The organism is Aminobacter sp. MDW-2 (assembly GCF_014250155.1).
Classification (GTDB): domain Bacteria; phylum Pseudomonadota; class Alphaproteobacteria; order Rhizobiales; family Rhizobiaceae; genus Aminobacter; species Aminobacter ciceronei.
Genome location: NZ_CP060197.1, coordinates 3,783,727 through 3,808,932 on the forward strand (window position 1 = coordinate 3,783,727; position 25,206 = coordinate 3,808,932).

Consider the following 25,206-nt stretch of genomic DNA (forward strand, 5'->3'; position numbering starts at 1 on the left):
AGATCGGCGATTGCGTGCGCCAGGGTTGCGGCGCAGTGTTGCCAACCGGTTCGCCGAAGCCGGATGCGCCACTTGCCGCCCAATGACGATGTTGGGCGTTTCTCATCTTGTTTAAGATTCGCGGCGTTGACGGCGAGCTAGGGAAAGCTATAAACGCGGCACTCGTGACCAGATGGTTGCAAGCCCTGCGCACCAGCCGATCCGACCGTATCGGACCAGGCAAATAGCACAGCGGCTGCAATGGTTTGGAGAGATGGCCGAGTGGTTTAAGGCAACGGTCTTGAAAACCGTCGAGGGCGCAAGTTCTCCGTGGGTTCGAATCCCACTCTCTCCGCCAGTTCCTTTGTGTACAGCCCGAAGACATAGGTAACAGTTTGTACCTAAGACATGGGTGACAACCTCGTGCCGAACGGGTTGTCGATGGTCTGCAGGGTCCTCTGTTCGAGGTCGATATAGCCAAGATCATAGTGCATGAAGGAGACGAGCCAAATGGCGTCGTCGACTTCAGTGATTCCGAGCCTCTGGCCGGCGAGCACGGTCGAGATATTGATCTTCTTGCGGTGCATGCAGATGCGGCCACAGGCGGTGACGAGGATGTCGCGGTCATGGAAGGGGTAATGCAGGTCTGGCAGCCCCTCATAGGCTCTTGAAGAGGGCTTATAGAGTTCGTCCGGCACCTTCATGCCGATCGCTTGGTGCGGTCGTTCGGCATTGAATTCGCTGACGAATGCATCGAACCTGGCCTGCTGCTGTAGAATGTTCATGCCCGGCGGCCGGGTCGTCTCCTGCTTGAGGGTCCGGTGCATACGCTCATGCCTGCCGTTCTGCTGCGGGTTGCCGGGTTTGATGCGCTCGATGTCGATGCCCAGCCGCAGCCAGAAGACCGAGAGCCTGGACAGATTGTAGAGCCCGTTGGGAGAGGCGAAGGGCAGCCCGTTGTCGCTTCTGATCGCCGCCGGCAGACCGCGCTGCTTGAACAACCTCACGAAGGCTTCGACGACGGGCACCTCCCGCGTTGATTCGAGGGCTTCGCACAGAAGGATCATGCGCGAGGCCTGGTCAGTCACCGTCAAAGGGTAACAGTACTGGCGATTGCCGAGCCTGAACTCGCCCTTGAAATCGACACACCACAGATCGTTGGGGCAGCATGCCGCCGACAGCGGCGTGCCCTCGGCCTTGCAGCGCCGCCTCTGACGGGCGCGCGTGACAAGGCCGTGGCGGTCGAGCACGGCATGGACCGTGCTCGTCGACGGCAGCCGAACGTCGCCGGCCAGCTTGCGCACCAGAAGCTCACGGATCTTCCTGGCGCCCCAGTGCGGCTTGTCCTTCTTGGCCTTCACAATCGCCTGCTCGATCTGACAGGGCAGTTGGTTGGCATAGCGGACCGGCCGCCGTGACCGGTCGGTCAGCGCCTCCAGGCCGTCGTCCTTGTAGCGGTTGAGGATCTTGTAGCCGGTCTTGCGGGAAATCCCGAACTCTCGGCACACATCACTCATGCCCTCGCCATCCAGAAGCCGCGCAACAAAACGAAGACGTTCCTCCATCACCGAACTCTCCTTCCACGGCATCAACACCTCCGGCCAAAAGCCAAAAGTGTTACCCATGTGTCCGGTACGAAACGTCACCTATGTCTCGGGTCGCTCATTGTCTCACGCCGGTTTGCTTCGCTAACGGCTCCGATGGGGCGCGATGCCAGCTCGGGCTCGCGAACCCCGCGGGTTCGAAATGTCTTCGCGACGCTAGGCCGTTAACGGTAGGTGCGCGAGATACCCCCTATTCATAGAGGATAGCTGCACGAGGTCGTGCGGGCTTGATCCGGGCGGGCATCGCAGGATTGTGACCCGTTGCGGGGCGCCTCGCAATGCATACCCGCCTACTGGACGCTGCTCTGGTCGCAGTTTGCTTCCGCCCCGAAATACAAGTCGATCTGGCGCAGCATGAAGGCCCAGCCAGCCGCTGTCTGCTTCGCCCATTCGGCCCAGCGCTCGTCCATACTGTGCACGATGGTCGCTCGGCATCCGTTGTCGAGAGGTTCGATTGTCAGGGTGACGAGGGAGTTGTTCTCCTGTTCTTCCTCCTCCGAGGTGAACCATGTGAAGACAAGCTTCCGGGGGCGATCGATTTCGAGGTAGTAGCCCCAATGGACTGCCTCGCCGTCTTCCCGCATATCTGAAAAGGTGAACTTGCCGCCGACTCGCGCGTCGATCTCGACCCTACGAATATCGAATGAGGGCATTCCCGGAACAGGTTGCGCCGCCCAGGACCGCATTTTTACCGGATCAAGCCATGCATCGAATACGCGCTCGGCAGACGCCTTGAACTCATGGCGCGTCTTCGCTTCAATGGTTCTAGACACGCTTCTTCTCCTTGCGAGGTGGTATCTCACTCGCCGTATCTTCGGCCGTCAAAAGATCGTCGATGGCTTGAAGCCGGCTCGCCCAGAAGGCTTGCTGAGCCGCGATCCATTGTTGAACCTCAGAGAGCGGCTCGGGGCGGAAGCGAAGTATGTGCTCACGCCCGGACACATTCCGCTCGATGAGCCTCGCTCGCTCCAAGAGACGGATGTGCTTGCTCACCGAGTTCAGCGAGATTGAAAACTCGGCGGCAACATCGGTGACGCGGGATTCTGAGGCCCCCAATCGCTGCAATATGCGCCGCCGAACAGGATCGGCGAGCGCCATTAGCGTCCTGTCCAGGTAAGCCGATGGTCCTTCGTAGCGCATAATTCATCCTTTTGGGTGAATTATGCGGACGCTGTCCCGCTTGTCAAGCGCGCGGAGCGCCTAACCAAGCGGCGCTCGTGCCGAGTGGAGGAACGTAGTTCTCTGCTTCATCGGCTACGGTCCGCCACGGGGCTTATCCCGAAACATCGCTATTGTTAGGCTAGATGCCAGCAAGGCACGCCGGTCAGTTTCCGAAGTGGTCCTTAACCCTCCCTTAGCCATAACACTTCGTAACTGTGGCCTCTCGGTCAAAGTGCCCCCTCGCCGCGCGTATTACGTAGATATGGCAGTAAGGTTCAAATCCTTGGAAAGACTTTCGGCTGGGTACGCATGCTAGACAGACTGAATGCAATAACACAGCGCCGGTGGGGCCAGGTCGCGCTTCTGACCCTGGCTGGTGCGCTTTTGTTCGTAATCGTCGGACTGGGCTTCCGTGTCCTTGTCTTTGCCGGCGTGGATGCTGAAATTCTCTGGCGTGACGCGGTCAACGCTTTTGTCTTGCCACTGCTGTTCATCGCCCCCCTGCTTGTGCTGCTGGGCCTGAGCCTGACCGAAAACGCCTCGCTGAAGCAAAAATACGCCCAGGAGCTGGCGCATGACAGCCTAACGTCATGCCTTACCGGCCCGTTGTTCACCGCGGCAATCGACGTCATTGCAACGAGCTCTGCGACAGAGCGGCGGCCGGGCGCGCTGCTGGTGATCGACATGGATCATCTCAGACGCCTCAACGAGCAGATCGGCTATGCCGCCGGCAACCAGGCGCTCAGCGCGATCGCCGCAATCATCCGTGCTTCGGTGCGAAGCGGCGATCTTGTCGGGCGCATCGGCGGTGACGAGTTCTCCGTCTACCTGCCCGGAGCGACCAAGGCGAATGCCGAGAAAGTTGCCGAGCGTATCCGCAATGCGGTTGCCGAGGCGAGTTTCGAACCCGTTGCCGGCGGTTTGACCTGGCCCTTGACCGTCAGTGTCGGCGCCGTGCTGTTTGAAACCGACGCGACCGCCGACGAGCTGCTGCTCACTGCCGATCGCCAGATGCAGGCGGCGAAGGAGAAGGGACGCAACCGCATCGAATATGCCCACCTCCGGCAAGGCTCCTCGCCTTCCCGCCCTTCGCTCCACTGAAGCGGTACGGTCTCTCATAAGGCGACCGCCAGCCCTTCGGAACAGGCGCTGGCTCTAAACATCAACTCGTTCTGCCGGATTTCCCTTCGTTCTGCGACAGTGCAAGGCGTATCGCGCAGAGCCACCTTGCCATGCACAGCGCCCCGGCCTCGCATTTCTGACGAAATCGCGAGACTACATCCGCCCTGTCGGCGCCCAGGGTGACAATCATTCCGAGGACAATCATGCCCAGATCGACTGCATCAGTCGCCACCGAACACGCCAGCCGCTATTTGCAGCAGCTCTGCAAGCACTGGAGCCACAAGTTTTCAGTCGACTTTTCACCTGTTGAAGGCCGCATCGACCTTGGCGAAGGACGTGTTGTCGACCTGCGCGCCGACGACCATATGCTGACGGTCAATGTCGAGGCCGAAGACCTGCCCCGCATGGAACAGGTCGTTGTCGACCATATCGTGCGTTTCGCCTTCCGCGAGGAACTGAAATTCGAGTGGCGCCCGGCCTGAGCGATCGAGCAATCCATCCACCGGTCACGAGGTAGCCGCAAGCCGGCTACCTCGTGCTGATCCAAACCGGGGCATGGTCGCTCGCGTCTTCGCGGCCGCGTATATCGCGATCGACGCCAGTCCCAGTCAGGCGCCTGGCCATCTTCTTGCTGAGCAGCAGATGATCGAGCCGCAGGCCGGCGTCGCGCGGCCAACGGTTTCGCCTGTAGTCCCAGAAGGTGTAGACCACCTCGGCGGGAAAGGCCTTGCGAATGGCATCGGTCCAGCCCTGATCGAGCAATTGCCTGAAGGCGGTACGGCTCTCGGGCTGGACGAGAGCGTTGTCGTCGTAAGATTTGGTTGCGTAGACGTCGCGGGGCTCGGGCGCGACGTTGAAGTCGCCCGCAAGCACCGCCGGAACATCGGCCGCAAGCAGCGTTGCCGCATGGGCGTTGAGCCTGCTGTGCCAGGCCAGCTTGTAATCGAATTTGGGCCCCGGTTGTGGATTGCCGTTCGGCGCATAGAGCGAAGCGATCAGCACGCCGTTGACCGCAGCCTCGATATAGCGGGCCTGGCGGTCGTCGGGGTCGCCGGGCAGCTCCCAGCGTGTCACGACCGGCTCCGCATCGCGGGCGAGGATCGCCACGCCGTTCCAGGTCGACTGTCCCCGCCAGACCGCGCCATAACCCGCCGCCTCGATGGCCGAACGCGGCAGCTGTGTGTCCGCCGCCTTCAGCTCCTGCAGGCATACGATATCGGGTTTTGCTTCCTTCAACCAAGCCAGCAGGTTTTCGAGCCTGCGGTTGACGTTGTTGACGTTGAAGGTGGCGATCTTCATTCGGTCAGGTCAGCCGGGCCGACCAGCCGGCGACCGCTTCGCCCAGCGTTTTCAGGTGATCCGCGGCGGAAAAGCCGGAAATGCTCTTGCGCGGTTTGAGATCGTGGTCGCCATCCTCAAGCCACAGCAGCTCGATGCGCTCAGACAGCTCATAGCCGGGAACTTCCTCGACCGTTCCGAACTCGTCGCGTGTGCCCTGAACGATCAGCGTCGGCGTCTTCAGTGCCGCAAGATGTCTGGTGCGCAACTGCGTCGGCTTGGCCGGAGGGTGGAACGGATAGCCAAGGCACAGGAGCCCGACGATCTTGCCCGACGCAAACAATTCGTCGGCGACCATGCTGGCGACACGCCCGCCCATCGACTTGCCGCCGATGACAAGCGGACCCTTGGCGGCAAGTTGGTCAACGGCTGCCTTGTATTCGGGGTTCAGCGTTTCCGCCCTTGGCGGTGGCTTTCGTGCGCCTTCGCTCCGCCGCGCCGCCATGTAGCCGAATTCGAAGCGCGCCACGCGAAAGCCGACCTTGGCAAGCGCGCTGGTAGCGGCCGTCATCGACGCCGAGTCCATCGGCGCGCCCGCGCCGTGAGCCAGAAGCACGGTGACGGCAGCGTCTTCCGGCCCGTCGAAAAGAAAATGCAATGCCATCTAGCTTGCCGTCCGTTCCCTGAGATGCAGATCGGCATACTGGATGCCCTTGGCGGCGGTCTTGGCCCATTCCGACGTGCCGTCGAGCTCAAGATAAAGCGACCACCAGCGCCTGGCTTCGGCCAGGTCGCCGGCCTCATATTCGAGGTTGGCGAGGTTGAACATCGCATCGGCGTAGGTCGGGTCGAGCGCCACCGCCTTTTTGAGGTGGCGCCGTGCGGTGTGCACCTTGCCTTCGGTGGCAAACAGCCCGCCGAGGTTGAACCAGGCTTCGACGAATTTCGGGTCGAGCTTGATCGCCCTGAGATAGGTCTGCATCGCCTCCTGGCTGTTGCCGGCCGCGCGCAGGCAGTTGGCGCGGTTGAATGCCGCGACGCTGTCGCTCGGATCGGCGGCAAGGCAGCGTGCGTAGAGCGCCGCCGCCTCGGCATAAGAACCACCCTCCTCCGCCTGTTCGGCGAGCGCGAACATATCCTCGAGTTCGGCATCGCCTGGGCGTCCCAACGGCAACAGCCGCTGGCCGTCCAGTTCGGCCAGGTCTTCACCAAGACGGGCATAGATCGAGTCCTTGCCGTCGGCATGCAACGACAACGCGCTGAGCGACGCGACGGCACCCGAACGGCGGACCGACCTGGCAATGGCGCTCCAGGTTGCACCGCTGGCCAAAAGCCCGGCATATTTCCGGGCCAGGATCAGGTCGCGAAACGCATAGGGCTCGCTGTCGCCTTCGAAGGCGTCGAACAGCGACAGGAAGTCGAAGGCGTGCGGCTCGATGCGCGACTGCTCGATCAGCGACTGTCGGGTCATCTCCGCGCCATCTGCCCGATCGAGCAGGTCAAGCGCGCGGAGGAAGCCATTTTCGCTGAGCACCGGTCGACCGGAGGCAAGCGCGGCGTCGAGCCGCGCCTCCAATTGCGCCTCGTCAAGCTTGGCGAGCAACATACGTCCGACCACGACATGCGTCGTCCGCCGCGTCACGCCATGCTGCAGTTCACCGCCCTGTCGAGCGACCTCGCGCACGGCAAGCCGCCTGGGAAAGGCGGCAAGCGCACCGACCAGGCCAAAGATCCTGCCCGAAAGTGCCGTCACTTCTTGCCTTTCGCTGCCTTGCCGCTGCCAGCGGCCGAAAGTTTGGCTGCGGGCTTCTCTGCCGGTTCGGCCTTGGTCTTGCTCTTGGCCGGCGGTTTGGCCTGGCCGAGGCTGGCTTTCAGCGCATCCATCAGGTTGATGACGTTGCCACGCTCTGGAGCCGCCGCGATGATCGGCTTGTGCCCCTTCAGCTTCTCCTTGATCATCTTCATCAAGGCGATCTCGTAGCGGTCCTCGTAGTTTTTCGGATCGAATGTCGTCAGCTTCTGCTTGATCAGCGCTTCGGCCAGCTCCAACATTTCCGGGTCCGGCTTGCCAGCGGGAATGTTGCCGAAATATTCAGACGTGCCACGCACTTCGCTCGGATTGCGCAAGGTGCAGACGAACATGCCGTTCTCACGTGCGCCGATCGTCACCACGCGCTCACGGCTGGACAGGACCAGGCGGGCGATGGCGAGCTTGCCCGATTTGCGCAAGGCCTCGCGCAGCACGGCGAAGGTCTCCTCGGCCATCGCGCCGTCAGGGGCAAGATAATAGGGCGCGTCCTGATAGATCACGTCGACGGAGTCTTCATCGACGAAGGCTTCGATGTTCATCGTGTGATTGGATTCGATCTTGACGCTGTCGATGTCAGCTTCGTCGATGATAATGTATTTCTTGTCTTCGTATTCGTAGCCTTTGACGAGGTCGGAGCGTTCGACGAGACCGAGTTCCGGATCGACAGGCTTCATGTTGATGCGGTTGTGCGTGTCTTTGTGCAGCTGATTGAAGCTGATGCGCTCGCTCGTGCTGGTCGCCGGGTACAGCCGCACCGGGCAGCTGACCAGACTGAGTTTCAGATACCCCTTCCAACTTGCCCTTGGTGCCATGCTTGTCTCCTACGCGACACAACTCAAGACATACTCGTGGTCAAGACTTACTCTTGGCAGTGACCTCGACCGGCAAGTCCTTGGCATGATCTGATATGTCTGCCCAAGGATCGCCCGACCTAGCCACAAGTCCGGGAAGCGAAGAATAGTTCAAATCCGCTGGAGCGTCGATGGACTCGAGATCGGCCCAGCTCAATGGAGTCGACGCCGGCATGTTGGTGCGGGCGCGAAGACTGTAGGGCGCAGCGGCGGTCGCGCTGCGCGCGTTGCGGTGGAAGTCGATGAAGATGCGCTTCTTGCGGTTGTCCTTGCCCATCACGGTGGTGAAAGTGTCGGGCGCGGTCCTGGCGATCCGCGACGAGATTTCGCTGCTTGCCTGATGGAACTGCTTCCAGCCGAGCTTGCCTGTCGTCGGCACGACGACGTGGATGCCGCTGCCGCCCGAGGTCTTCACGAACGGCACCAGCCCTATCTTCGTCAGCTCGTCGCGGACATGCACGGCCGCCTCGACCACCTCGCGCCAGCCGATCCCCTCGCCCGGATCGAGATCGAAGACGACCCGATCGGGCTTGTCCAGGCGCTTGCGCAATGCACCCCAGACATGAAACTCGACGACGCCGAACTGCGCCAGCGCGAGGTAGCCCTTGGCGTCCTCGACCGAAATGTAGGTTTTTGTCTCGTCCTCGGAGTTCTTGGTCTCGAACCGCGCGATGGTTGCCGGCATGCCGGTGAAGGCGTGGCGCTGGAAGAAACAGTCCTTGTGCTGGCCGGTCGGGCACCTGAACAGCGACACTGGCCGCCCCATGATGTGCGGCAGCATGAAATCGCCGACGGCGGCGTAATAGACGGCAATGTCGAGCTTGGTCGGCCCTGACTTGCCGAGCATCCGGCGCTCCGGATTGGTGATGGTGACGGCGGCAAGGTCGGCGTCGGTGATCAGCCGCTTGCGCGGGGCCAGGGGCGCCTCCGACAGCTCGGCCTCGCGCAGCCCCTTGAACACCGCATGCCGCAACGCATTGTCGGCGGTGCGGTTGGCGTAGTGGATGCGGGCATTGAGCACGGGTCGCACAGGGATGACCTCCTTCGGCGCGCCATCGAGCTTCGCCGCACCTTCGCGCAGCCCCTCCAGCCGGTGCAGCAATGACTGCAACGTCTCGGCGTCGAAGCCGGTTCCAACCTTGCCGCGATACTGTAGCTCGCCGTCGACCCATTCGCCGAGCGCAAGGGCAGCGAGCCCCTCGGCTGCTTGCGATGTCGTATAGCCGGCAATGACGAAGTCGCCCGGTATCGGCGCCTTGGTCTTGGTCCAGCTGTGCGAGCGGCCGGGGGTGTAGTGCGCAGAGCTGCGCTTCGACACGACGCCCTCGAGCCCCATCTCGGTTGCTTGGTCGTACAATGCCTGGCCGTCGCCCTCGACATGCCCGCTGACCTGCAGCGCCGACTGCGCGTGGACATGGCCGGCAAGAAGAGTCTCCAGCAAGTCCTTGCGTTTGCCAAGCTCTACGCCCGTCAGGCCCCAGCCGTTGAGATGCAGAAGATCGAAGGCGTAGAACACCAGGAGCTCGTCGTGCCCGCTGGCCAGCGCGTCCTGCAAGGCGGCAAACCGGCTGATGCCCTTGTCGTCAAGAACGACGATCTCGCCATCGATGACCGCGTCGCTGCATGGCAGGTCGCGAAACGCCGCCGAAAGCTTGCGGTAACGTTTTGTCCAGTCGATGCCGCTGCGGGTGATCAGCCGGGCTGTTCCGCCTTCCAGATGCACCATGGTGCGATAACCATCGAACTTGATCTCGTGCAGCCAACCCTCGCCCGACGGCGGCTTGGGTGCTGCTGTGGCCAGCTGCGGTTCGATCCGCGCCGGCATCGGCGCCCGCACCGCCCCCGCGAGCTTGTCGGGCTTGAGGTCGCCGGGCTTCGGTGGCGGCGGCTTCCTCGGAACCACGACCAGCTCCTCGATGCGCCGCCCGGACTTTACGCTTTCTGGCCGCGTTTCGAGAATGTCCGTCGTCTCGTCGGCCGCCGGGTCATGTTCCTTGAACAGCAGCCAGTTGCGCTTGTCTTCGCCCGGCTTCGGCTTCAGCCGCGCCAGCATCCAGCCGCCCTTGAGCTTTTCGCCCCAGAGCCGGAACTTGAACGCGCCTTTGTCGAGCGACGCCCGGGCGTCCTCCATCGGCGCCCAGACGCCGCCGTCCCAGACGATCATCGGCCCGCCGCCATATTCACCTTCAGGGATCAGGCCTTCGAAGTCGATATATTCGAGCGGATGGTCCTCGGTCTCGACGGCAAGCCTCTTGTCGGCCGGATTGAGCGACGGCCCGCGCGGCACCGCCCAGCACTTGAGCACGCCGTCGAGTTCGAGGCGCAGATCGTAGTGGTCGGCGGTGGCATGGTGCTTGTGCACGACGAAGCGGTTGCCCTCGCCCGCCTGTTCGACGCCGCGTGGCTCGCGCGTCCTGGTGAAATCGCGCTTTTGCCGGTAGGTGCGAAGCTTTTCCGCTGCCATCCCGGCCTAGCGCGCCGCGTCTTCGGGCGCGGGCTCCAGTTCAAGCTCCCTGGGGGTCGCACCCGCCATCAGCCTGTCGAGCAAGGCGTCGCTGACGTCGTAATACTGGCCCGAGACCAGCACCCGCGAAATGGTCTGGCCATCGCCTCGAAACAGCCTGGAACTGACGAATACCTTATGGCGGCCGAGCGCGTCGGAGACGGCCCTGCGCTTCCTGATCTGGTTGGCAACCGGTGTACGCATACGCCCAAGGCTCCTGAACCAATGGCGCCGACTATCTCCCAAAGTCGATCCTTGATCAATGCAGGCGTTGTTGGTCCATCACGAGGCATGGTGTCATGGCCCAGCTCAGATCGGCTTGGTCAGCACGCCGTCACCGACAAGTCGCTCTTTCAACATGGCGATGAACATCAACATCGACCTGGAAAGTGGCGCTTCGCGCAGCGTGGCGATACCGTAGTCGCTCCACAGCGGCGGCGCGAATGGCCGCATGACAACGCGTTCGGACTTCAGCAGGCTGCCGATCAGCGCCGGGATGATCGAAACGCCTATGCCCTCGGCGACCAACGCGACGCTTGCCTCCACCGAATGCGCTTCGACCCGGCAACGGACCGCACCCTGGGCACGCCGCAGCCGCTCTTCGATGTCTTCGCGGCTCGATCTCAGCCGCCCGAGCAGCACCAGATCGGAGCCTGCAAGATCGTCGGCACTGATGGTCTCGCGCGCTGCCAGCGGATGACCGGCCGGCAAAACACATAGCTGCCCGCTCGACACCAGCGGCATCGTCACCAGGCCACGATCTTCGGTCGGCAACCGGACAAAGCCGAAATCGACGCTGCGGCCCATGACCGCGCGTTCGATCATATCGTAGGGGCCGGCCACCAGCTCGATACTGACCTGATCCTGCGTTGCCAGAAAGTCGGCGACCAGCTTCGGCAACAGCGTCGTCGTCAGCGAGTGCGGAAACCCCATCTTGATCAGCGTCCGGCCCGAGCGCCCGGCACTGAGTTCGTCGGTCCGACGCTTCAGCCGTGCCAAGACGTCCGAAAGTTCGCCGACCTCCTGGAGCAGTGCGGTTGCCTCAGGCTTTGGAACCAGCCTGCCCTTTTCACGGCGAAACAGCTCAAAACCAATTTCCTCCTCCAGGCTCGTGAGCTGGCGGCTGATTGCCGACTGTGACAAGGCGAGCACGCCCGACGCGCCGATCGTCGAACCGGTCTGCATCACCGCGCGAAACACGTCCAACTGCTTCAGGTTCATTCAGCTTTCAGTTCCCCACGCTGCTGCACGGCCCTTTTCGCATCGAGTAATGCACAAAACTCATAAGATTGCGCGCCTGCCGCCCTCGCTGTTACGTCGCACGACAACAGGCAGTCGGCAACCGGCGCCGGGAGGAGAGCATTCACGTGATGACCGGGCGCAGCCCATTCAGGCAAGTCATGCAAGGAGCGCAACCGCGATGACGATTTTCATCATCCGCCGCTTCAGCCAGAGCCTGTTTGTCGTATTCCTGACGTCGCTTCTGGTTTTTGTCGGCGTCTACGCCATCGGCAATCCAGTCGACATCCTGATCCCCGCCGACGCCAGCTTCGCCGAGCGCGAGGCGGCGATCCGCGCGCTCGGGCTCGACCGCTCGCTGGTCGCGCAATACGGCACCTTCCTCGTCAACGCGCTGCACGGTGATTTCGGCCGCTCCTTCGTCTTCAACCAGCCGGCCATCAGCCTCATCTTTCAGCGGCTGCCGGCCACACTCGAACTCGCTTTCGTCGCACTCGCCATCGCGCTCGTGCTCGGCATTCCCCTCGGCCTGATTGCGGGGCTCAAGCCGCGTTCGGTGACGGACGAAACCATCATGACCGGTTCGATTCTCGGTTTCAGCCTGCCAAATTTCTGGCAGGGCATGATGCTGATCATGATTTTTTCGGTCTGGCTCGGTTGGCTGCCGTCATCCGGGCGCGGCGAAACCGGCGAGATCTTCGGCATCACGACATCCCTGGCTACCTGGGACGGGCTCGCTCATCTCATCTTGCCGGCGACCAACCTCGCCTTGTTCCAGCTGTCGCTTGTCATCCGGCTGACCCGCACCGGCGTGCGCGAAACGATGCCGCTCGACTTCATCAAGTTCGCCCGTGCCAAGGGCCTGTCCGAACGCCGTATCATTTCCGTCCATGTGATGAAGAACATCCTGATCCCGATCGTCACCGTGGTCGGCATGGAATTCGGTTCGCTGATCGCCTTCGCGGTGGTGACCGAGACCATCTTCGCGTGGCCCGGCATCGGCAAGCTCCTGATCGATTCCATCACCGTGCTCGACCGGCCCGTGGTCGTTGCCTACCTGCTGGTCGTCGTCACCATGTTCATCTTCATCAATCTTGCCGTCGACATCGTCTATTCGATGCTCGATCCGCGCATCCGGCTGAGTGAAACGCAATGACAGCGCTCACCCACCGTTTCCAGGAAAGCCAGTCGTTCTGGGCGCGCTCGCTGCGTGGAATTCTCGGCAGCCCCAAGGCGACGATCGCGCTCGCGATCTGCCTGATCTTGATCGCCACGGCCATTTTCGGCCCCGCGCTGGTGCCGCAGAACCCGTATGATCTCGCAGCGATCGACTTCTTCGACGCGCGCCTGCCACCGATGTCCAACAGCATGTCGGGCACGACCTATTGGCTCGGAACCGACGGCCAGGGCCGCGACATGTTCTCGGCGATGGTCTACGGCCTGCGGACGTCGATGGGCGTCGGCCTGTTCTCCGGAGTCATCGCTCTTGCGGTCGGCACGGCACTTGGCCTCACCGCAGCCTATTATGGCGGCCGCATCGACACGCTGATCATGCGCCTTGTCGACCTGATGCTCGGCTTCCCCACCATCCTGGTGGCATTGATGCTGCTGGCGTTGCTTGGCCAGGGCGTGTGGAAGGTGGTGCTGGCATTGGTCATCGTCCAGTGGGCGCAGTTCGCCCGGGCGGTGCGCGCAGCAGCGCTGATCGAGCGCGGCAAGGAATATGTCGAAGCCGCCGCATCGCTGGGGCTTTCCAAGCCGCGCATCCTGTTCGGCCACATGCTGCCCAACTGCCTGCCGCCGATCATCGTCATCGGAACGCTTCAGGTGGCCAACGCCATTTCAGCCGAAGCAACGCTGTCCTTCCTTGGCATCGGGCTGCCGATCACCGAGCCGTCGCTCGGCCTGTTGATCGCCAATGGTTACCAGACGCTGTTGTCGGGCCAATACTGGATATCGGTCTATCCCGGCCTTCTGCTGCTGGCGCTGGTCTTCAGCATCAACATCGTCGGCGACCGTCTCCGTGAAGTGCTCAACCCCCGACTTTCGGAGCGATGAGATGACGCTGAAGGTCGAAAATCTCTGCACCTATTTCTTCACCCGAGCCGGCGTGGCCAAGGCGGTGGACGGCGTGTCGTTCGAGGTTGGCCGGGGTGAAATCCTCGGCCTGGTCGGCGAGTCCGGTTCCGGCAAGTCGATCACCGGCTTTTCAGTTCTGGGCCTTGTCGATCCGCCGGGACGTATCGCCGGCGGCAGGATCCTGTTTCATGGCGAAGACCTTGTCGGCCGCTCGCAGGGCGAGATGCGGACACTCAGGGGCAAGAAGATCGCCATGATCTTCCAGGACCCGATGATGACGCTCAACCCGGTGTTGTCGATCGAGACCCAGATGGTCGAGACGGTGCGCGCCCATGACCGCGTCTCCAGGGCCGAGGCGCGGGCTCGCGCCGTCGAAGCGCTCGGTCTGGTCGGCATCCCCTCGCCCGACGAACGGCTGGCCGCCTATCCACATCAGTTTTCCGGCGGCATGCGCCAGCGTGTCGCAATCGCCATGGCACTGCTACACCGGCCGGAGCTCATCATCGCCGATGAGCCAACGACAGCGCTCGACGTCACCATCCAGTCGCAGATCCTGGCGGTAATCCAGGGGCTGAGCCGGGACTTCGGCATGTCGCTGATCTGGATCAGCCATGATCTCGGCGTCGTCGCCGGCCTCGCCCACCGGATAGCGGTGATGTATGCCGGCAGGATCGTCGAGACCGGCGAAACCGACACCGTGCTCGACAGTCCGGTCCACCCCTACACGATCGGCCTGATGCGTTCGGTTCCAGCCAATCTCGAACGGGGCGAACCGCTGACGCCCATTCCCGGCATGGCGCCGCCACCGCTTGGGCGACCTGCGGGCTGTCCATTCCGCCTGCGCTGCTTTGCGGCCACAGCAGCCTGCGAAACCGAACCAGAAGAAGAAGCCACAGCCGACGGCCACCGCTGGCGCTGCTTCCACCCGCAGATCGCGAGGGCAGCATGACGCCTCTTGTCGAAGCCACTTCGATTTCTCGACGGTTCACGCGCGGGTTGGATTACGCCGAGCGGCTGGCGCGCTTTCTTGGCGCCGATATAGAGGAGCGTGTCGTTCATGCCGTCGACGGCGTCTCGCTGACGATCAACCCCGGCGAAGTCGTCGGGCTCGTCGGCGAGTCCGGCTGCGGCAAATCCACACTCGGTCGCATCATGGCTGGCATCCTGCCCCAGTCCGATGGCGTGATGAACTGGCAGGGCAAGGATATGTCGGCGCTGCCGCGTGCCGAGGCAAAGGCTGCGCGGCTTGCCTCGCAGATGATCTTCCAGGACCCGATGTCTTCGCTCAATCCGCGCAAGACGATACGCGACATCATCGGCGAAGCGCCAATCGCCCATGGCATGGTGGCGCGCCGTGATGCCGCCGAAATGGTGACCGCGCTGATGCAGCGTGTCGGCCTCGACCCGTCCTATCTCAACCGTTACCCGCATCAGTTCTCTGGTGGCCAGCGCCAGCGCATCGGCATCGCGCGTGCCCTGGCGGTGAATCCACGCTTCATCATCTGCGATGAATCGGTGTCGGCACTCGACGTCTCGATCCAGGCGCAGATCCTCAATCTGTTCATGGAGCTCAGGCAGGAACTCGGTCTGACCTACCTGTTCATCAGCCACGACCTTGGCGTGGTCAAGCATATCTCCGACCGCGTTGCGATCATGTATCTCGGCCGCATCGTCGAAAGCGCCCCGGCGGACGCCTTCTTCGCCGCGCCCAATCATCCCTACACGATCGCACTCCTTTCCGAAGTGCCGACGATCAAGCAGCGCAAACGCCAGTTCAATCCGGTGAAAGGCGAGATCCCCTCGCCGCTTCATCCGCCTTCGGGCTGCCATTTCCATCCACGCTGCCCGCACGCCTTCGACCGTTGCCGCATCGAGCGGCCGATCTTGCGTGAGATCGCGGCGGGCCACGTCAGCGCCTGCCATCTCAACGAGCTGCCGGGCAAGGCGGCCTCGCCCGCCATCCCGACAACCGCAATTGCATGAACAGAAAAGGGAACACGACCATGCAGATCATCCGTTCGTCTTTCGCAGCTTTGCTTTTCGCCAGCAGCTTTTCCATGGCCGCATCTGCCGCCGACCTTACAGTGGGCATTTCCGCCGAGCCTTCGGCGATCGACCCGCAATTCTCGCGCACCGGCAACAACCAGAATGCCGCCCAGCATATTTTCGGGCGGCTGGTCGAACAGGACGAAAACCTTCAGATCAAGCCGAACCTGGCCGAATCCTGGAAGAATACCGATCCGCTCACCTGGGAAGTGAAGCTGCGTCAGGGCGTCAAGTTCCACGACGGCTCACCGCTGAGCGCTGAGGACGTCGTCTATTCGCTCGAACGCGTGTCGACGATCGAAAACAGCCCGGCACCGTTCACTGCCAATGTCGGCTCCATCGCAAAGATGGAGATCGTCGATCCGACCACCATCCGCTTCACCACCAAGAAGCCGACGCCGCAATTCATGGAACTGGCCGGCATGGTCTACATCGTTTCCAGGAAGGCCTCCGAAGGCAAAGGCATCGCGGATTTCAACAGTGGCGCTGCGACCATCGGCACCGGCCCCTACAAATTCGTCGAATGGGTGCCGGGCGACCGCCTTGTGCTTCAGCGCTACGACGATTTCTGGGGCGACAAGCCGGAATTCGAAAAGGTCACTTTCCGCACGATCTCCAACAACGCCGCACGCGTTGCGGCGCTTCGTTCCGGCGCTGTCGATCTGATCGACGCCGTGCCGCCGGCGGATGTCGCAACGCTGAAGAGCGTCGAGGGCATCGCACTGCATTCCACGCCCTCGGCACGGATCATCTATCTGGCACTCGACAGCGCACGCGACCAGAGCCCGTTCGTCACCGACAAGGCGGGCGCCAAGCTGGCGCCGAGCCCGCTGAAGGATGTTCGCGTGCGCCAGGCGATGTCGAAGATGGTCGACCGCCAGCTTCTGATCGACCGCATCCTGTCGGGTGCAGGTGCCGCCGCCGGCCAGCTCGTGCCTGAAGGCATCGGCGGCCACTCGGCCAATCTCAAGCCGGACGCGATCGATCTCGCCGGCGCCAAGGCTTTGCTTACCGAGGCGGGTTATCCCGACGGTTTCGGCATTACTGTGCATTCGTCCAACGACCGTTTTGCCGGCGACGCCGATGTCGGCCAGGCATTGGGCCAGCTGTTTGCGCGTGGTGGACTCAAGGTCAACGGCGTCGTCACCCAGCCCTACAGCGTCTATGTCGCGGCGGCCGGCAAGCAGGAATTCTCGGCCTTCGTATTCTCCTTCGGCACAACCACCCCGTCTGCGGCGCCCGGCATGACCAACGTGCTGATGACGTTCGACAAGGAAGCTGGCACCGGCTCCTTCAACCGGGCGCGTTATTCCAATCCCGCCTACGATGCCAAGATGAAGGAGGCGCTGGCCGAATTCGACGTCGACAAGCGCAACGCGCTGTTGGCCGAAGCTGCCGAGGTCGCCTTCGGCGACGTCGCCATCATGCCGCTCTACTGGCCGGTGGTCACCTGGGCGAGCCGGGACAGCATCGCCTTCACCCCTTCCAAGGGCGAAGACACGCTCGCCACCTTTGCCCACACGACGAAGTAAGGCAGTCATGAAAGCAGCAGCCGAAACGATGGGCGTCGCGTCCTTGCCTGCGCTCGAGCCGGTGAGCCCCGGCGTCGTGGTCCATCGCGATGTGATGGTGGCGATGCGCGACGGTGTCCGGCTCGCGGCCGACATCTATCGTCCGGCAGATGACGGCAGGGTGTTGGAAGACGCCCTGCCCGTCATCCTGGAACGTACCGCCTACGGCAAGGATGAGCGCTCGCGCTCGGAAATCGAACTCGGCATGGCAAGGCCGATGACGCGGGCCGAAGTCGCAAGCCACTTCGTCCGCCACGGCTATGTCGTGATCTATCAGGATTGCCGCGGCCGACATGGTTCGGAAGGCGCGTTCACCAAGTACCTCGCCGAAGGTCCTGACGGTTACGACACGCTTGCCTGGATCGTCGAGCAACCCTGGTCGAATGGCAAGATCGGCACGATGGGGCTGTCATATGCCGCGCACACCCAGATGGCTCTGGCCTGCCTAAACCCGCCCGGCCTTGCTGCGATGGTCATGGACTCCGGTGGGTTCTCCAACGCATTTACCTGCGGCATTCGCCAGGGCGGCGCGTTTGAATTGAAGCAGGCAACCTGGGCGTACAACAATGCCCGCGAGAGCACCGCGGCCAAACACGACCCCAACCTGCTGCGCGCACTGGAAGCGGAGGATGTCAGAAGCTGGTTCAACGCCATGCCCTGGTCCGAGCGGCGCTCACCGGTGCGTTGGGTCCCCGAATACGAGGACTATCTGCTCGAACAGTGGCGTCACGGCACCTTCGACGACTACTGGAAGCAGCCCGGCATCTATGCTGCCGAAAGCTACGATACTTTCCCGAATGTGCCGGTCGCGCTGTTGTCGAGCTGGTACGATGCCTATGTGAAAACCACCTTCGAGAACTACGAAGGACTGGCGCGTGACCGGGATCGTCCGATGGCGCTCATCATGGGCCCCAATCTGCACGGCAACCGCAACGCCACCTTCGCCGGCGATGTCGAGTTCGGCGCGACCGCCCCCTTGGGCGGCAATGTTAGCGAAAGCTGGCTGGAGTTTCGCCGCCGCTGGTTCGACCGCTGGATGAAGGACGCAGACAATGGCGTCGACAGAGAACCGCGCGCGCGCCTGTTCGTCATGGGCGGTGGGTCGGGCCGCAAGACTCCGCAAGGCCGCCTCGACCATGGTGGGCGCTGGATCGCCGCACCCGATTGGCCGGTACCGACCTCCGAGGAAACGGTGCTGCACCTCCACGAGGACGGCCGCCTGTCGACCGAGGCCCCTGCCCGAACGGCAGCTCCATTCGTCTACGACTTCGATCCGAAGCACCCCGTGCCGACCATCGGCGGCGCGTTGACCAGCGGCCAACCGGTGTTCGAGGGCGGCGGCTTCGATCAGCGCGAACAGGCGCGGTTCTTCGGCTGTGACAACACCAATCTGCCGCTTTCGGCTCGGCTGGACGTTCTCTCCTTCGAAACCGAGCCATTTGCCGAAGACATTGCCGTCGTCGGTCCGGTGACCGTTGAGCTTTTTGCTTCCACTGACGGCCCCGATACCGACTTCACCGCAAAGCTGATCGACGTTTATCCACCGAGCGAGGACTATCCCACCGGCTTCGCCATGATCCTGACGGACGGCATATTCCGCTGCCGATACCGCGATGGCTTCGATGCGCCGAAACCCTGCGTCCCGGGCGAGGTGATGAGCATCACCATCGAACCCTTTGCCACGGCCAATCTGTTCAAGAAGGGCCATCGGCTTCGGCTCGATATATCCTCGAGCAATTTTCCCAAGTTCGACGTCAATCCCAACACCGGCGCACCGGAAGGCCGCGGCCGCGCCAAGCGTGTCGCCCGCAACATGGTCTATTGCGACCAGGAACGCGCCTCCCGCATCAGATTGAGGACACTCTCGGCGGCTGCATTGCAGGGTATTCCCCGGATTTCGGACTAGCGTTTCCGCTTTTGTTCGGATCGCGGAAACTCTCCATCTACTTGTTTCTGCGCAATTCCGGACAGAAAACCGATGCACACTTTTCCTGGAATTGCTCCAGGCGCTGTCCTGGCGAATTGGCCGCCAACCGGGTCGAATGCCCCGATGCCGGATGTCACCGCTCGACTATGGCGGTGGCATCGGCATGATATTCTGAATGATTCGACGCAGACTTGGCCAGCGCCAGCGACGAGGCAAAGCCTTGGCCCAGCGTTCATGCGGTGAGAAAACCTGTTGCTCGAGACGGCCCTCTACAGCCCGGTAAAACACTTCCTCGAAGGCCTCGGCTTCGAGGTCAAGGGCGAGATCGGCGGCTGCGACCTGCTGGCGCTGAGCAGCGATGCGCCGCCCATCGTCGTCGTCTGCGAGCTGAAGCTGCAGTTCAATCTCGAGCTCATCCTGCAAGGTGTCGATCGTGCTGCCGCCGCCGACGAGATCTGGCTTGCCGCCCGCATGTCGCCGCGCGGCAAGGGCCGTGAGGGCGACAAACGCTTCCGCAATCTCTGCCGTCGCCTGGGTTTCGGCCTGCTCGGCATATTCGACGACGAACGGGTCGAAGTCCTGCTCAGCCCGGAGGCACCGGCGCCGCGCCGCGATCCGAAACGGCGCTCGCGCCTCGTATCAGAACATCGCCGGAGGCAGGGAGACCCAGTCGTCGGCGGTGGCTCGCGCGCGCCGATCATGACCGCCTATCGCCAGGACGCGCTGAAATGCGCCGTGGCCCTTGTCGACGGCCCCAGGCGGCCGCGCGACCTCAGCCAGTCAGTGTCGCGCGCGCCCAAAATCCTGCAGGACAATGTTTATGGCTGGTTCATACGCGTTGATCGCGGCATCTACGAATTGACGGATACGGGTCGTGCAGCGCTGCAGCGCTGGCCTCAGCAGCCGCCCGCCGTGATCTGAACGAAACTCAACGGTCGAACAGGAAATAGGCAAAGGCGATACCGGCGGCGTTCGGCTGTGCTTCGATCTCCGTGCGGATTTTCGGGAACAGGTCGGAAGCGAGCTCGGGGTCCTTGATGTCGGCAGCCTTGATGCCGCTGTCGCTCGCCAGCGCCACGATCAGATGCGGTTCGGGCGCCGTGGCCTCCTGGTCGTTGAGCGGGAACAGCTTCATGCTGAAGCTCGCCGCGTCGGGCCCGGATTTCTTGAGCAGGCTGGCGAAGTTGTAGACGACGCCGTCCTTGCCGATCAGCAGCAGATTGACATTGCGGCTGCCGGTCCGGCTCAGCGTGCCTTGCAGCGAGTCTCCGACCTTGAGGTTGTCCTTGTTCAACTGCAGGGTCGGGCCCTGGCCGGTGTCCGGATGCACCGCCTCGAGGAAATCGGCGACTGGGCACTGCTCGCGCTCGATCATGCGCGGATTGACCTTTGGGCCGTTGCCGAAGGCCGAGGCAAAGTCGCGGCTCAGCTTGTCGAACGGCGCCTTCGAGGTCGCCAGCCCCTCGACCTCGGGGCTGGGCGCCGATGCGTTGGCCACCGAGGCATAGAAGCAGGGACCGCCGTCAAAGGCCTTGAACCAGTCGGCGGCGCTCATCGCAGCCTTCGGGGGCTCGGGCAAGGCAATTGGCTTGACCGGCACGGCGGGCTTCGGCTTGGCGATGTCAGTCGGTGCCGGCGCCTTTGCCTCGGTTACAGGCGCGGGCTCTGGCAAAGGCTTGGCCGGAACCTGCACCGTCTCCTTGGGTACGGGCGGCGCCGGCGTGAGTTTGCCGCCAGCGGCTTCCTGCCCCGATGTCACATCAGTTTCTCCCGGCAGGAGCCCGTCCATCAACCCGGAGAGATAGGCGCCGGCGCCCAGGGCGGCCACGGCGGCCAGCAAGACTGTACCTACCAGCGCACCGCGTGGTGACTTGGTTGCGCTCGCGGCGGGTGCAGGTTTGGGGGCTGCTCTTTGCCGTGGGTCGGGCATTGGCCTGCCCGTCGTACCGGCGGTGCGCCACGGCGCATCGCGCGGCAGCACCGCCTCAGCCGGCATCGGCTTCTGCCCGCTCGATGCCGATCCCGGCGGCCGCCAGGCTTCGGCAGGCTTGCGCTGTTCCTGGTCATGCAGCGGCATGCCGGGCAGCGTGACGGGCGGCGCCGTTGCACCGCTCGTCTCGCGCAGCCATTCGACGATCGCCGCCGCACTTTCCGGGCGATCCCTGGGGTCGGGCTGCAGCATCGATTGCAGCAACGGCAGAAGATCGGGGTCGATGCCGGTGAGGTCCGGTACCGTCCGCCGCTTTTCTATCACCTCGACCGGCGATCCGCCCATGTCGAGCTGCTTGCCGCGCAAGGCGGCGGCCAGCACCAGGCCGAGGCTGTAGATGTCGGACTGGTCGGTAATTTCACCGCCATACAGCCCGAGCTGCTCGGGCGACACAAAGCTGTATTTGCCGGCGAAGCTGCCGCCGAGCAAAGTGCCGCCGCCGACATTGGCCGAGCGCGCGATGCCGAAATCGATGATCTTGGTCTTCTCGACCTTGCCGCCTGGCAGGACGATATTGTCGGGCGACAGATCGCGGTGGATGACACCTGCCTCATGCGCCACCGACAGGCCGGAGGCCACGCGAGCCAGCATCTTGCGCGCCTCGCGCGTGTCGAGCGGGCCGTTGCGGATGCGCTCGCCGAGCGACTGGCCGTCGACGAACTCCATGGCGAGATAGGGCCGGCCGATGGTCGGATCGATGGTGAAGACGTGATAGCGCACGATGGCGTCGTTGGAGAGGTGATTGAGGATCGACGCCTCCTTGCGGAACAGCGCCAGGATGCCCTGGTCGCGCGCGAATTCGCGCAGCACGACCTTGATCGCCACCGGGTCGCCGGTCTGGATGTTGTGGCCGCGATAGACCTCGCCCATGCCGCCGGTGGCGATGTGCTCGTCGATCTCATAGATGCCGTTGAGCTGCACGCCCTGATGAACACCGGTATCGGGCGCGATACGTGTCTTGTCCTCCGGCGTCATGACCTGGTTCCATCCATGCGTGAGCGCCGTTCGGCCATTGCTTCACACCTGCGATTTTTCGATCACCGGACTGACAATAACACGGATTTTCGCGATGGGGACTTTTGCTCGCGGAGGCCGTTGCGCGCGCCGGGCAATAGGCCGTTTGATCTATGTCGACTGCGTTGACACAGGTCCATGTCAGGAGGATGCTTCACCGCTAATAGATGCAAGCCGTGCCAAGCCTGTAAAGACTGCATGTCCGGAAGGAGCAGTTCATGGTATGCGAAGGCTGCTTGCCTGCTCGCAATGCTGGCATTCTCGCGCGCCTGAGCGGCGCTCTCGCCGCCTGCGGTCTCATCCTGCTCCTAGCCCTGAGCACAGCCTTGGCGGCTGACGGCGTGTCAGGCCGCCGCGCTGCACTGGTCATCGGCAACACCGCCTACCAGCATCTGGCCCCGCTGCCCAACCCCGCCAACGACGCCGACCGAATCCGCGAGGTGCTGGAACGCGCCAATTTCGAGGTCACGCTCGGCAAGGATCTCGACAAGAAGGGCCTGGAGGAAACCATTCTCGGCTTCCTCAGGACGCTCAACGATGGCGACGTAGCGCTGTTCTACTACAGTGGCCATGCCGTGCAGGTCGGCGGCCACAACTTCATGATCCCTGTCGATGCGACCCTGGCGACCTCCTACGATCTTGAGGTCCAAGCCTACAACATGTCGAGCCTGCTCGAATATATGCGCGAAACCTCCTCGCTGCAGATCGCGATCCTCGACGCCTGCCGCGACAATCCCTTCGCCAACAATTCCTATTATGTCGGCCAGGCCAAGGTCGCGGTCGAGGGAAAAAAAGGCCTGGCCTCGGTCGCGCCGCAGGACGGCACGCTGATCGTCTATTCGACCGCGCCCGACCGTGTCGCGCTCGACGGCAATGATGGCTTGAGCCCGTTCACCGGCACCTTCGCCGAATATGCGCTGAAGCCGAATGTCGAGGTCAGGAAGCTGCTCAGCGACATCCGCGCCGAGGTGATCAAGCGCACAGACGGGCGCCAGACGCCGTGGGATGCGTCGAGCCTCACCTCATCTTTCTTCTTCGTAACCCGCCAGAACCTGTTGATTATAGAGGATATGCGCGAGGTTCGTGTTCCGCCTGAAACCAAGGAGGTGGCGCTGCGCATCTCGCCGCCGATCACCAGCGGCAACGCCGAGCTGACGGTCAATTTCACCAAGCTGCCCGACCAGGGCACGCTCTGGCTCGGCGACCAGCAGCTCAGCCTCGACAGCAAGATTGCGGCCGATCGCATCGAAGAGGTCATGTTCAAGCCGGCTTCCGCCGACATGACCGCCGACGAGGTGCGCTACACCGTCACCACCGATGGCGGCCGCAGCGCCAGCGGCATCGTCCGCGTCGTCGTCGATAGCAAGGCCGTCGCCGAGGTGCAGGTCAAGCCGGCGCTCAACATCCAGCAGGGCGACGAGCCGAAGCCGGCAGCGCCCGAACAGGCAAAGCCGATCCTCGTCGCCATGGCATCCGACATCGGCACCGGCTTCGCCGCCATGCCCGAAGAAGTGGTGCGCTCGACGAGTGCCGCCCCCACCGGCTGGCTGCGGCTCGAAAAGCGCGATCCGGAGACGCAAGTGGCGGTCGACGGCAAGATCGTTTCCGAGGGCGACCTGATCAAGGCCGAAGACATCACCAAGCTGCGCATCCGCCCGTCGCTCAAACTCGTCGCCGCCGAGGACGATGCCACGCCGGTGACGGAGACGGTGGCGATGAACACCAGCGGCAGCACCGGCAAGGTCGACACCAGCACCGACAGCATGGAGGTCAAGCCGCTCCCCCTGCCCGCCGACAAAGCGCCCGCCAAGGAGCCGCTGCGGACCGTGGTGCTGATGCCGGCGGTCAAGACCGCAGCACCCGCCCCGATCACCATCAACGTCGCCGTCTCGGTCAATGAATGCGACACGCTCGCCGCCGAACCGCTCGACGTCCAGGCAGTTGCCGACGGCAAGCTGCCCAACGACATCGACGTGCCCAGGGCGCTCACCGCCTGCAAGGCAGCCGCCGAGCAGCATCCCGAGGTGGCGCGGTTCAAGTACCAGTACGCGCGGGCGCTTTATGCCGAAGGCAATTTCAAGGAGGCCCTCACCGAACTCAACGCCGCCAGCGACGCCGGCCACGTCCGCGCCAGCTATTTGCTCGGCAGGCTCTATCAGTTCGGCGCAGCCGTCGAGCGAGACCCGGCCAAGGCAATCCCGTTGTTCGAATCCGGCGCGAAACGCGGCGATCCTTATTCGCAATATGCGCTGGGCCGTGCGCTCGTCACGGGGCTCGGCACCAAGCCCGACATCGACCGCGGCATGGCAATGGTCGCGAGTGCGGCCGAGTCCGGCCACACATATGCGATGAACATGCTGGGCACCGAGTACCTGTCGGGACAACATGTCGCTAAAGACGAGGCCCGCGCCCTCAAGTTCATCACGGAATCCTCGGATCGCAACGACGTCTACGGCATGGTCTTGCTCGGTATCCTCTATCGCGATGGAGCAGGCGTACAGAAGGACACCAAGCACGCCGCCGAATTGTTTGAGAAGGCCCGCGCAATGGGGCATCCATATGCCGGTCGGTTGCTAGCGCGCCTTGCCGAGCGAGAGAACACAGCTGATGCGGCAACAATCTCAACCTGGTACCGCGAAAGCGCCGAGAGGGGCGACGCATGGGGTGCCTTCTACGCTGCCGAGTTACTGAAGGACAATCCGACACTGCAGAAAGACAACGGTGAGATCGCCCGCCTTTACGCCTTGTCCGCCTCATTCAACTTCAAGGACGCTTCCGATCAGGCAAAGAAGGCATTGGGAGGCGTCGACGCTCTGACAATCGGCAAGGAAGTGCAACTTGCGCTCAAACGTGCCGGCCAAGATGTCGGCGAAATTGATGGCAGGCTTGGACCGCGAACCCGCCAAGCCGCAAGCACCGTTCTTGGAACGGCCGCACCGCGTAATTCCGGGGAGCTACTGAGCGACCTCCTGCACAAGGAATGGATCGAAACACGACCACGTTTGGACATGCTGGGCTCATGAAGGGGAGAC

General features: G+C 63.0%; 21 protein-coding genes and 1 tRNA gene. 11 read left to right on the forward strand and 11 right to left on the reverse strand.

Features of this window, described 5'->3' with window-relative positions:
• Positions 1–247: 247 nt before the first annotated feature.
• Positions 248–337: transfer RNA gene (locus H5P29_RS18765), tRNA-Ser, on the forward strand.
• Positions 338–380: 43 nt separating this feature from the next.
• Here H5P29_RS18765 and H5P29_RS18770 read toward each other — a convergent pair.
• The 3 genes from H5P29_RS18770 to H5P29_RS18780 all read right to left on the reverse strand — a co-directional run bounded on the left by H5P29_RS18770 (position 381) and on the right by H5P29_RS18780 (position 2,681).
• Complete coding sequence (locus H5P29_RS18770) at positions 381–1,568, reverse strand: IS481 family transposase (protein ID WP_067956582.1); 1,188 nt, start codon at positions 1,566–1,568, stop codon at positions 381–383.
• 305 nt (positions 1,569–1,873) lie between these two features.
• Complete coding sequence (locus tag H5P29_RS18775) at positions 1,874–2,356, reverse strand: SRPBCC domain-containing protein (protein WP_182574142.1); 483 nt, start codon at positions 2,354–2,356, stop codon at positions 1,874–1,876.
• The gene (locus tag H5P29_RS18780) at positions 2,349–2,681 is read right to left on the reverse strand and encodes a helix-turn-helix transcriptional regulator (RefSeq protein WP_246786992.1); all 333 of its coding nucleotides are present in this window, start codon (positions 2,679–2,681) and stop codon (positions 2,349–2,351) included. Before H5P29_RS18780 ends, H5P29_RS18775 begins: the two co-directional genes overlap by 8 nt.
• A gap of 372 nt (positions 2,682–3,053) precedes the next feature.
• On the opposite strand from H5P29_RS18780, the gene H5P29_RS18785 reads away from it, so the two are divergent.
• Both H5P29_RS18785 and H5P29_RS18790 read left to right on the forward strand, forming a co-directional pair.
• A complete protein-coding gene (locus H5P29_RS18785) occupies positions 3,054–3,845 on the forward strand; it encodes a GGDEF domain-containing protein (protein WP_154386489.1) in 792 nt (263 codons plus the stop codon).
• Between the two features lie 224 nt (positions 3,846–4,069).
• Complete coding sequence (locus tag H5P29_RS18790; protein WP_154386490.1) at positions 4,070–4,348, forward strand: DUF2218 domain-containing protein; 279 nt, start codon at positions 4,070–4,072, stop codon at positions 4,346–4,348.
• Between the two features lie 46 nt (positions 4,349–4,394).
• Here the strand turns inward: H5P29_RS18790 and xth are convergent, their stop codons facing one another.
• The 7 genes from xth to H5P29_RS18825 all read right to left on the reverse strand — a co-directional run bounded on the left by xth (position 4,395) and on the right by H5P29_RS18825 (position 11,529).
• The gene (gene xth / locus H5P29_RS18795) at positions 4,395–5,165 is read right to left on the reverse strand and encodes an exodeoxyribonuclease III (protein WP_154386491.1); all 771 of its coding nucleotides are present in this window, start codon (positions 5,163–5,165) and stop codon (positions 4,395–4,397) included.
• Positions 5,166–5,169: 4 nt separating this feature from the next.
• Complete coding sequence (locus H5P29_RS18800; RefSeq protein WP_154386492.1) at positions 5,170–5,808, reverse strand: alpha/beta family hydrolase; 639 nt, start codon at positions 5,806–5,808, stop codon at positions 5,170–5,172.
• A complete protein-coding gene (locus tag H5P29_RS18805; RefSeq protein ID WP_185910131.1) occupies positions 5,809–6,897 on the reverse strand; it encodes a tetratricopeptide repeat protein in 1,089 nt (362 codons plus the stop codon).
• Positions 6,894–7,766 (reverse strand): Ku protein, encoded by an 873-nt coding sequence (locus H5P29_RS18810; protein ID WP_154386493.1) that lies wholly within the window; start codon positions 7,764–7,766, stop codon positions 6,894–6,896. The genes H5P29_RS18805 and H5P29_RS18810 overlap by 4 nt, the downstream gene beginning before the upstream one ends.
• A gap of 40 nt (positions 7,767–7,806) precedes the next feature.
• Positions 7,807–10,269 (reverse strand): DNA ligase D, encoded by a 2,463-nt coding sequence (gene ligD, locus H5P29_RS18815; RefSeq protein WP_154386494.1) that lies wholly within the window; start codon positions 10,267–10,269, stop codon positions 7,807–7,809.
• A gap of 6 nt (positions 10,270–10,275) precedes the next feature.
• Complete coding sequence (locus tag H5P29_RS18820) at positions 10,276–10,512, reverse strand: hypothetical protein (RefSeq protein WP_154386495.1); 237 nt, start codon at positions 10,510–10,512, stop codon at positions 10,276–10,278.
• Positions 10,513–10,617: 105 nt separating this feature from the next.
• On the reverse strand, positions 10,618–11,529 hold the full coding sequence (locus H5P29_RS18825; protein ID WP_154386496.1) for a LysR family transcriptional regulator: 912 nt from the start codon (positions 11,527–11,529) through the stop codon (positions 10,618–10,620).
• Between the two features lie 199 nt (positions 11,530–11,728).
• On the opposite strand from H5P29_RS18825, the gene H5P29_RS18830 reads away from it, so the two are divergent.
• The 7 genes from H5P29_RS18830 to H5P29_RS18860 all read left to right on the forward strand — a co-directional run bounded on the left by H5P29_RS18830 (position 11,729) and on the right by H5P29_RS18860 (position 20,091).
• Positions 11,729–12,703, forward strand: a complete 975-nt coding sequence (locus tag H5P29_RS18830) for an ABC transporter permease (RefSeq protein ID WP_154386497.1) — start codon at positions 11,729–11,731, stop codon at positions 12,701–12,703.
• A complete protein-coding gene (locus H5P29_RS18835) occupies positions 12,700–13,605 on the forward strand; it encodes an ABC transporter permease (RefSeq protein WP_067962011.1) in 906 nt (301 codons plus the stop codon). The genes H5P29_RS18830 and H5P29_RS18835 overlap by 4 nt, the downstream gene beginning before the upstream one ends.
• A gap of 1 nt (position 13,606) precedes the next feature.
• Positions 13,607–14,575 (forward strand): ABC transporter ATP-binding protein, encoded by a 969-nt coding sequence (locus tag H5P29_RS18840; RefSeq protein ID WP_067962012.1) that lies wholly within the window; start codon positions 13,607–13,609, stop codon positions 14,573–14,575.
• A complete protein-coding gene (locus H5P29_RS18845; protein WP_154386498.1) occupies positions 14,572–15,609 on the forward strand; it encodes an ABC transporter ATP-binding protein in 1,038 nt (345 codons plus the stop codon). The genes H5P29_RS18840 and H5P29_RS18845 overlap by 4 nt, the downstream gene beginning before the upstream one ends.
• Positions 15,610–15,683: 74 nt before the next feature.
• Positions 15,684–17,204, forward strand: a complete 1,521-nt coding sequence (locus H5P29_RS18850) for an ABC transporter substrate-binding protein (protein WP_246670847.1) — start codon at positions 15,684–15,686, stop codon at positions 17,202–17,204.
• 7 nt (positions 17,205–17,211) lie between these two features.
• A complete protein-coding gene (locus tag H5P29_RS18855) occupies positions 17,212–19,149 on the forward strand; it encodes a CocE/NonD family hydrolase (RefSeq protein WP_154386500.1) in 1,938 nt (645 codons plus the stop codon).
• A 273-nt stretch (positions 19,150–19,422) separates the two neighbouring features.
• Positions 19,423–20,091: a DUF2161 domain-containing phosphodiesterase gene (locus tag H5P29_RS18860; RefSeq protein ID WP_154386501.1), complete on the forward strand. Its 669-nt coding sequence runs from the start codon at positions 19,423–19,425 to the stop codon at positions 20,089–20,091.
• Positions 20,092–20,098: 7 nt separating this feature from the next.
• On the opposite strand, the gene H5P29_RS18865 is transcribed toward H5P29_RS18860, so the two are convergent.
• Positions 20,099–22,135 carry a serine/threonine-protein kinase gene (locus tag H5P29_RS18865; protein WP_154386502.1) on the reverse strand — a complete coding sequence of 679 codons (2,037 nt, stop codon included), beginning with the start codon at positions 22,133–22,135 and terminating at the stop codon, positions 20,099–20,101.
• Between the two features lie 275 nt (positions 22,136–22,410).
• Between H5P29_RS18865 and H5P29_RS18870 the strand changes: the two genes are divergently transcribed.
• Positions 22,411–25,197, forward strand: a complete 2,787-nt coding sequence (locus H5P29_RS18870) for a caspase family protein (RefSeq protein ID WP_185910132.1) — start codon at positions 22,411–22,413, stop codon at positions 25,195–25,197.
• The last annotated feature ends 9 nt before the right edge of the window (positions 25,198–25,206 follow it).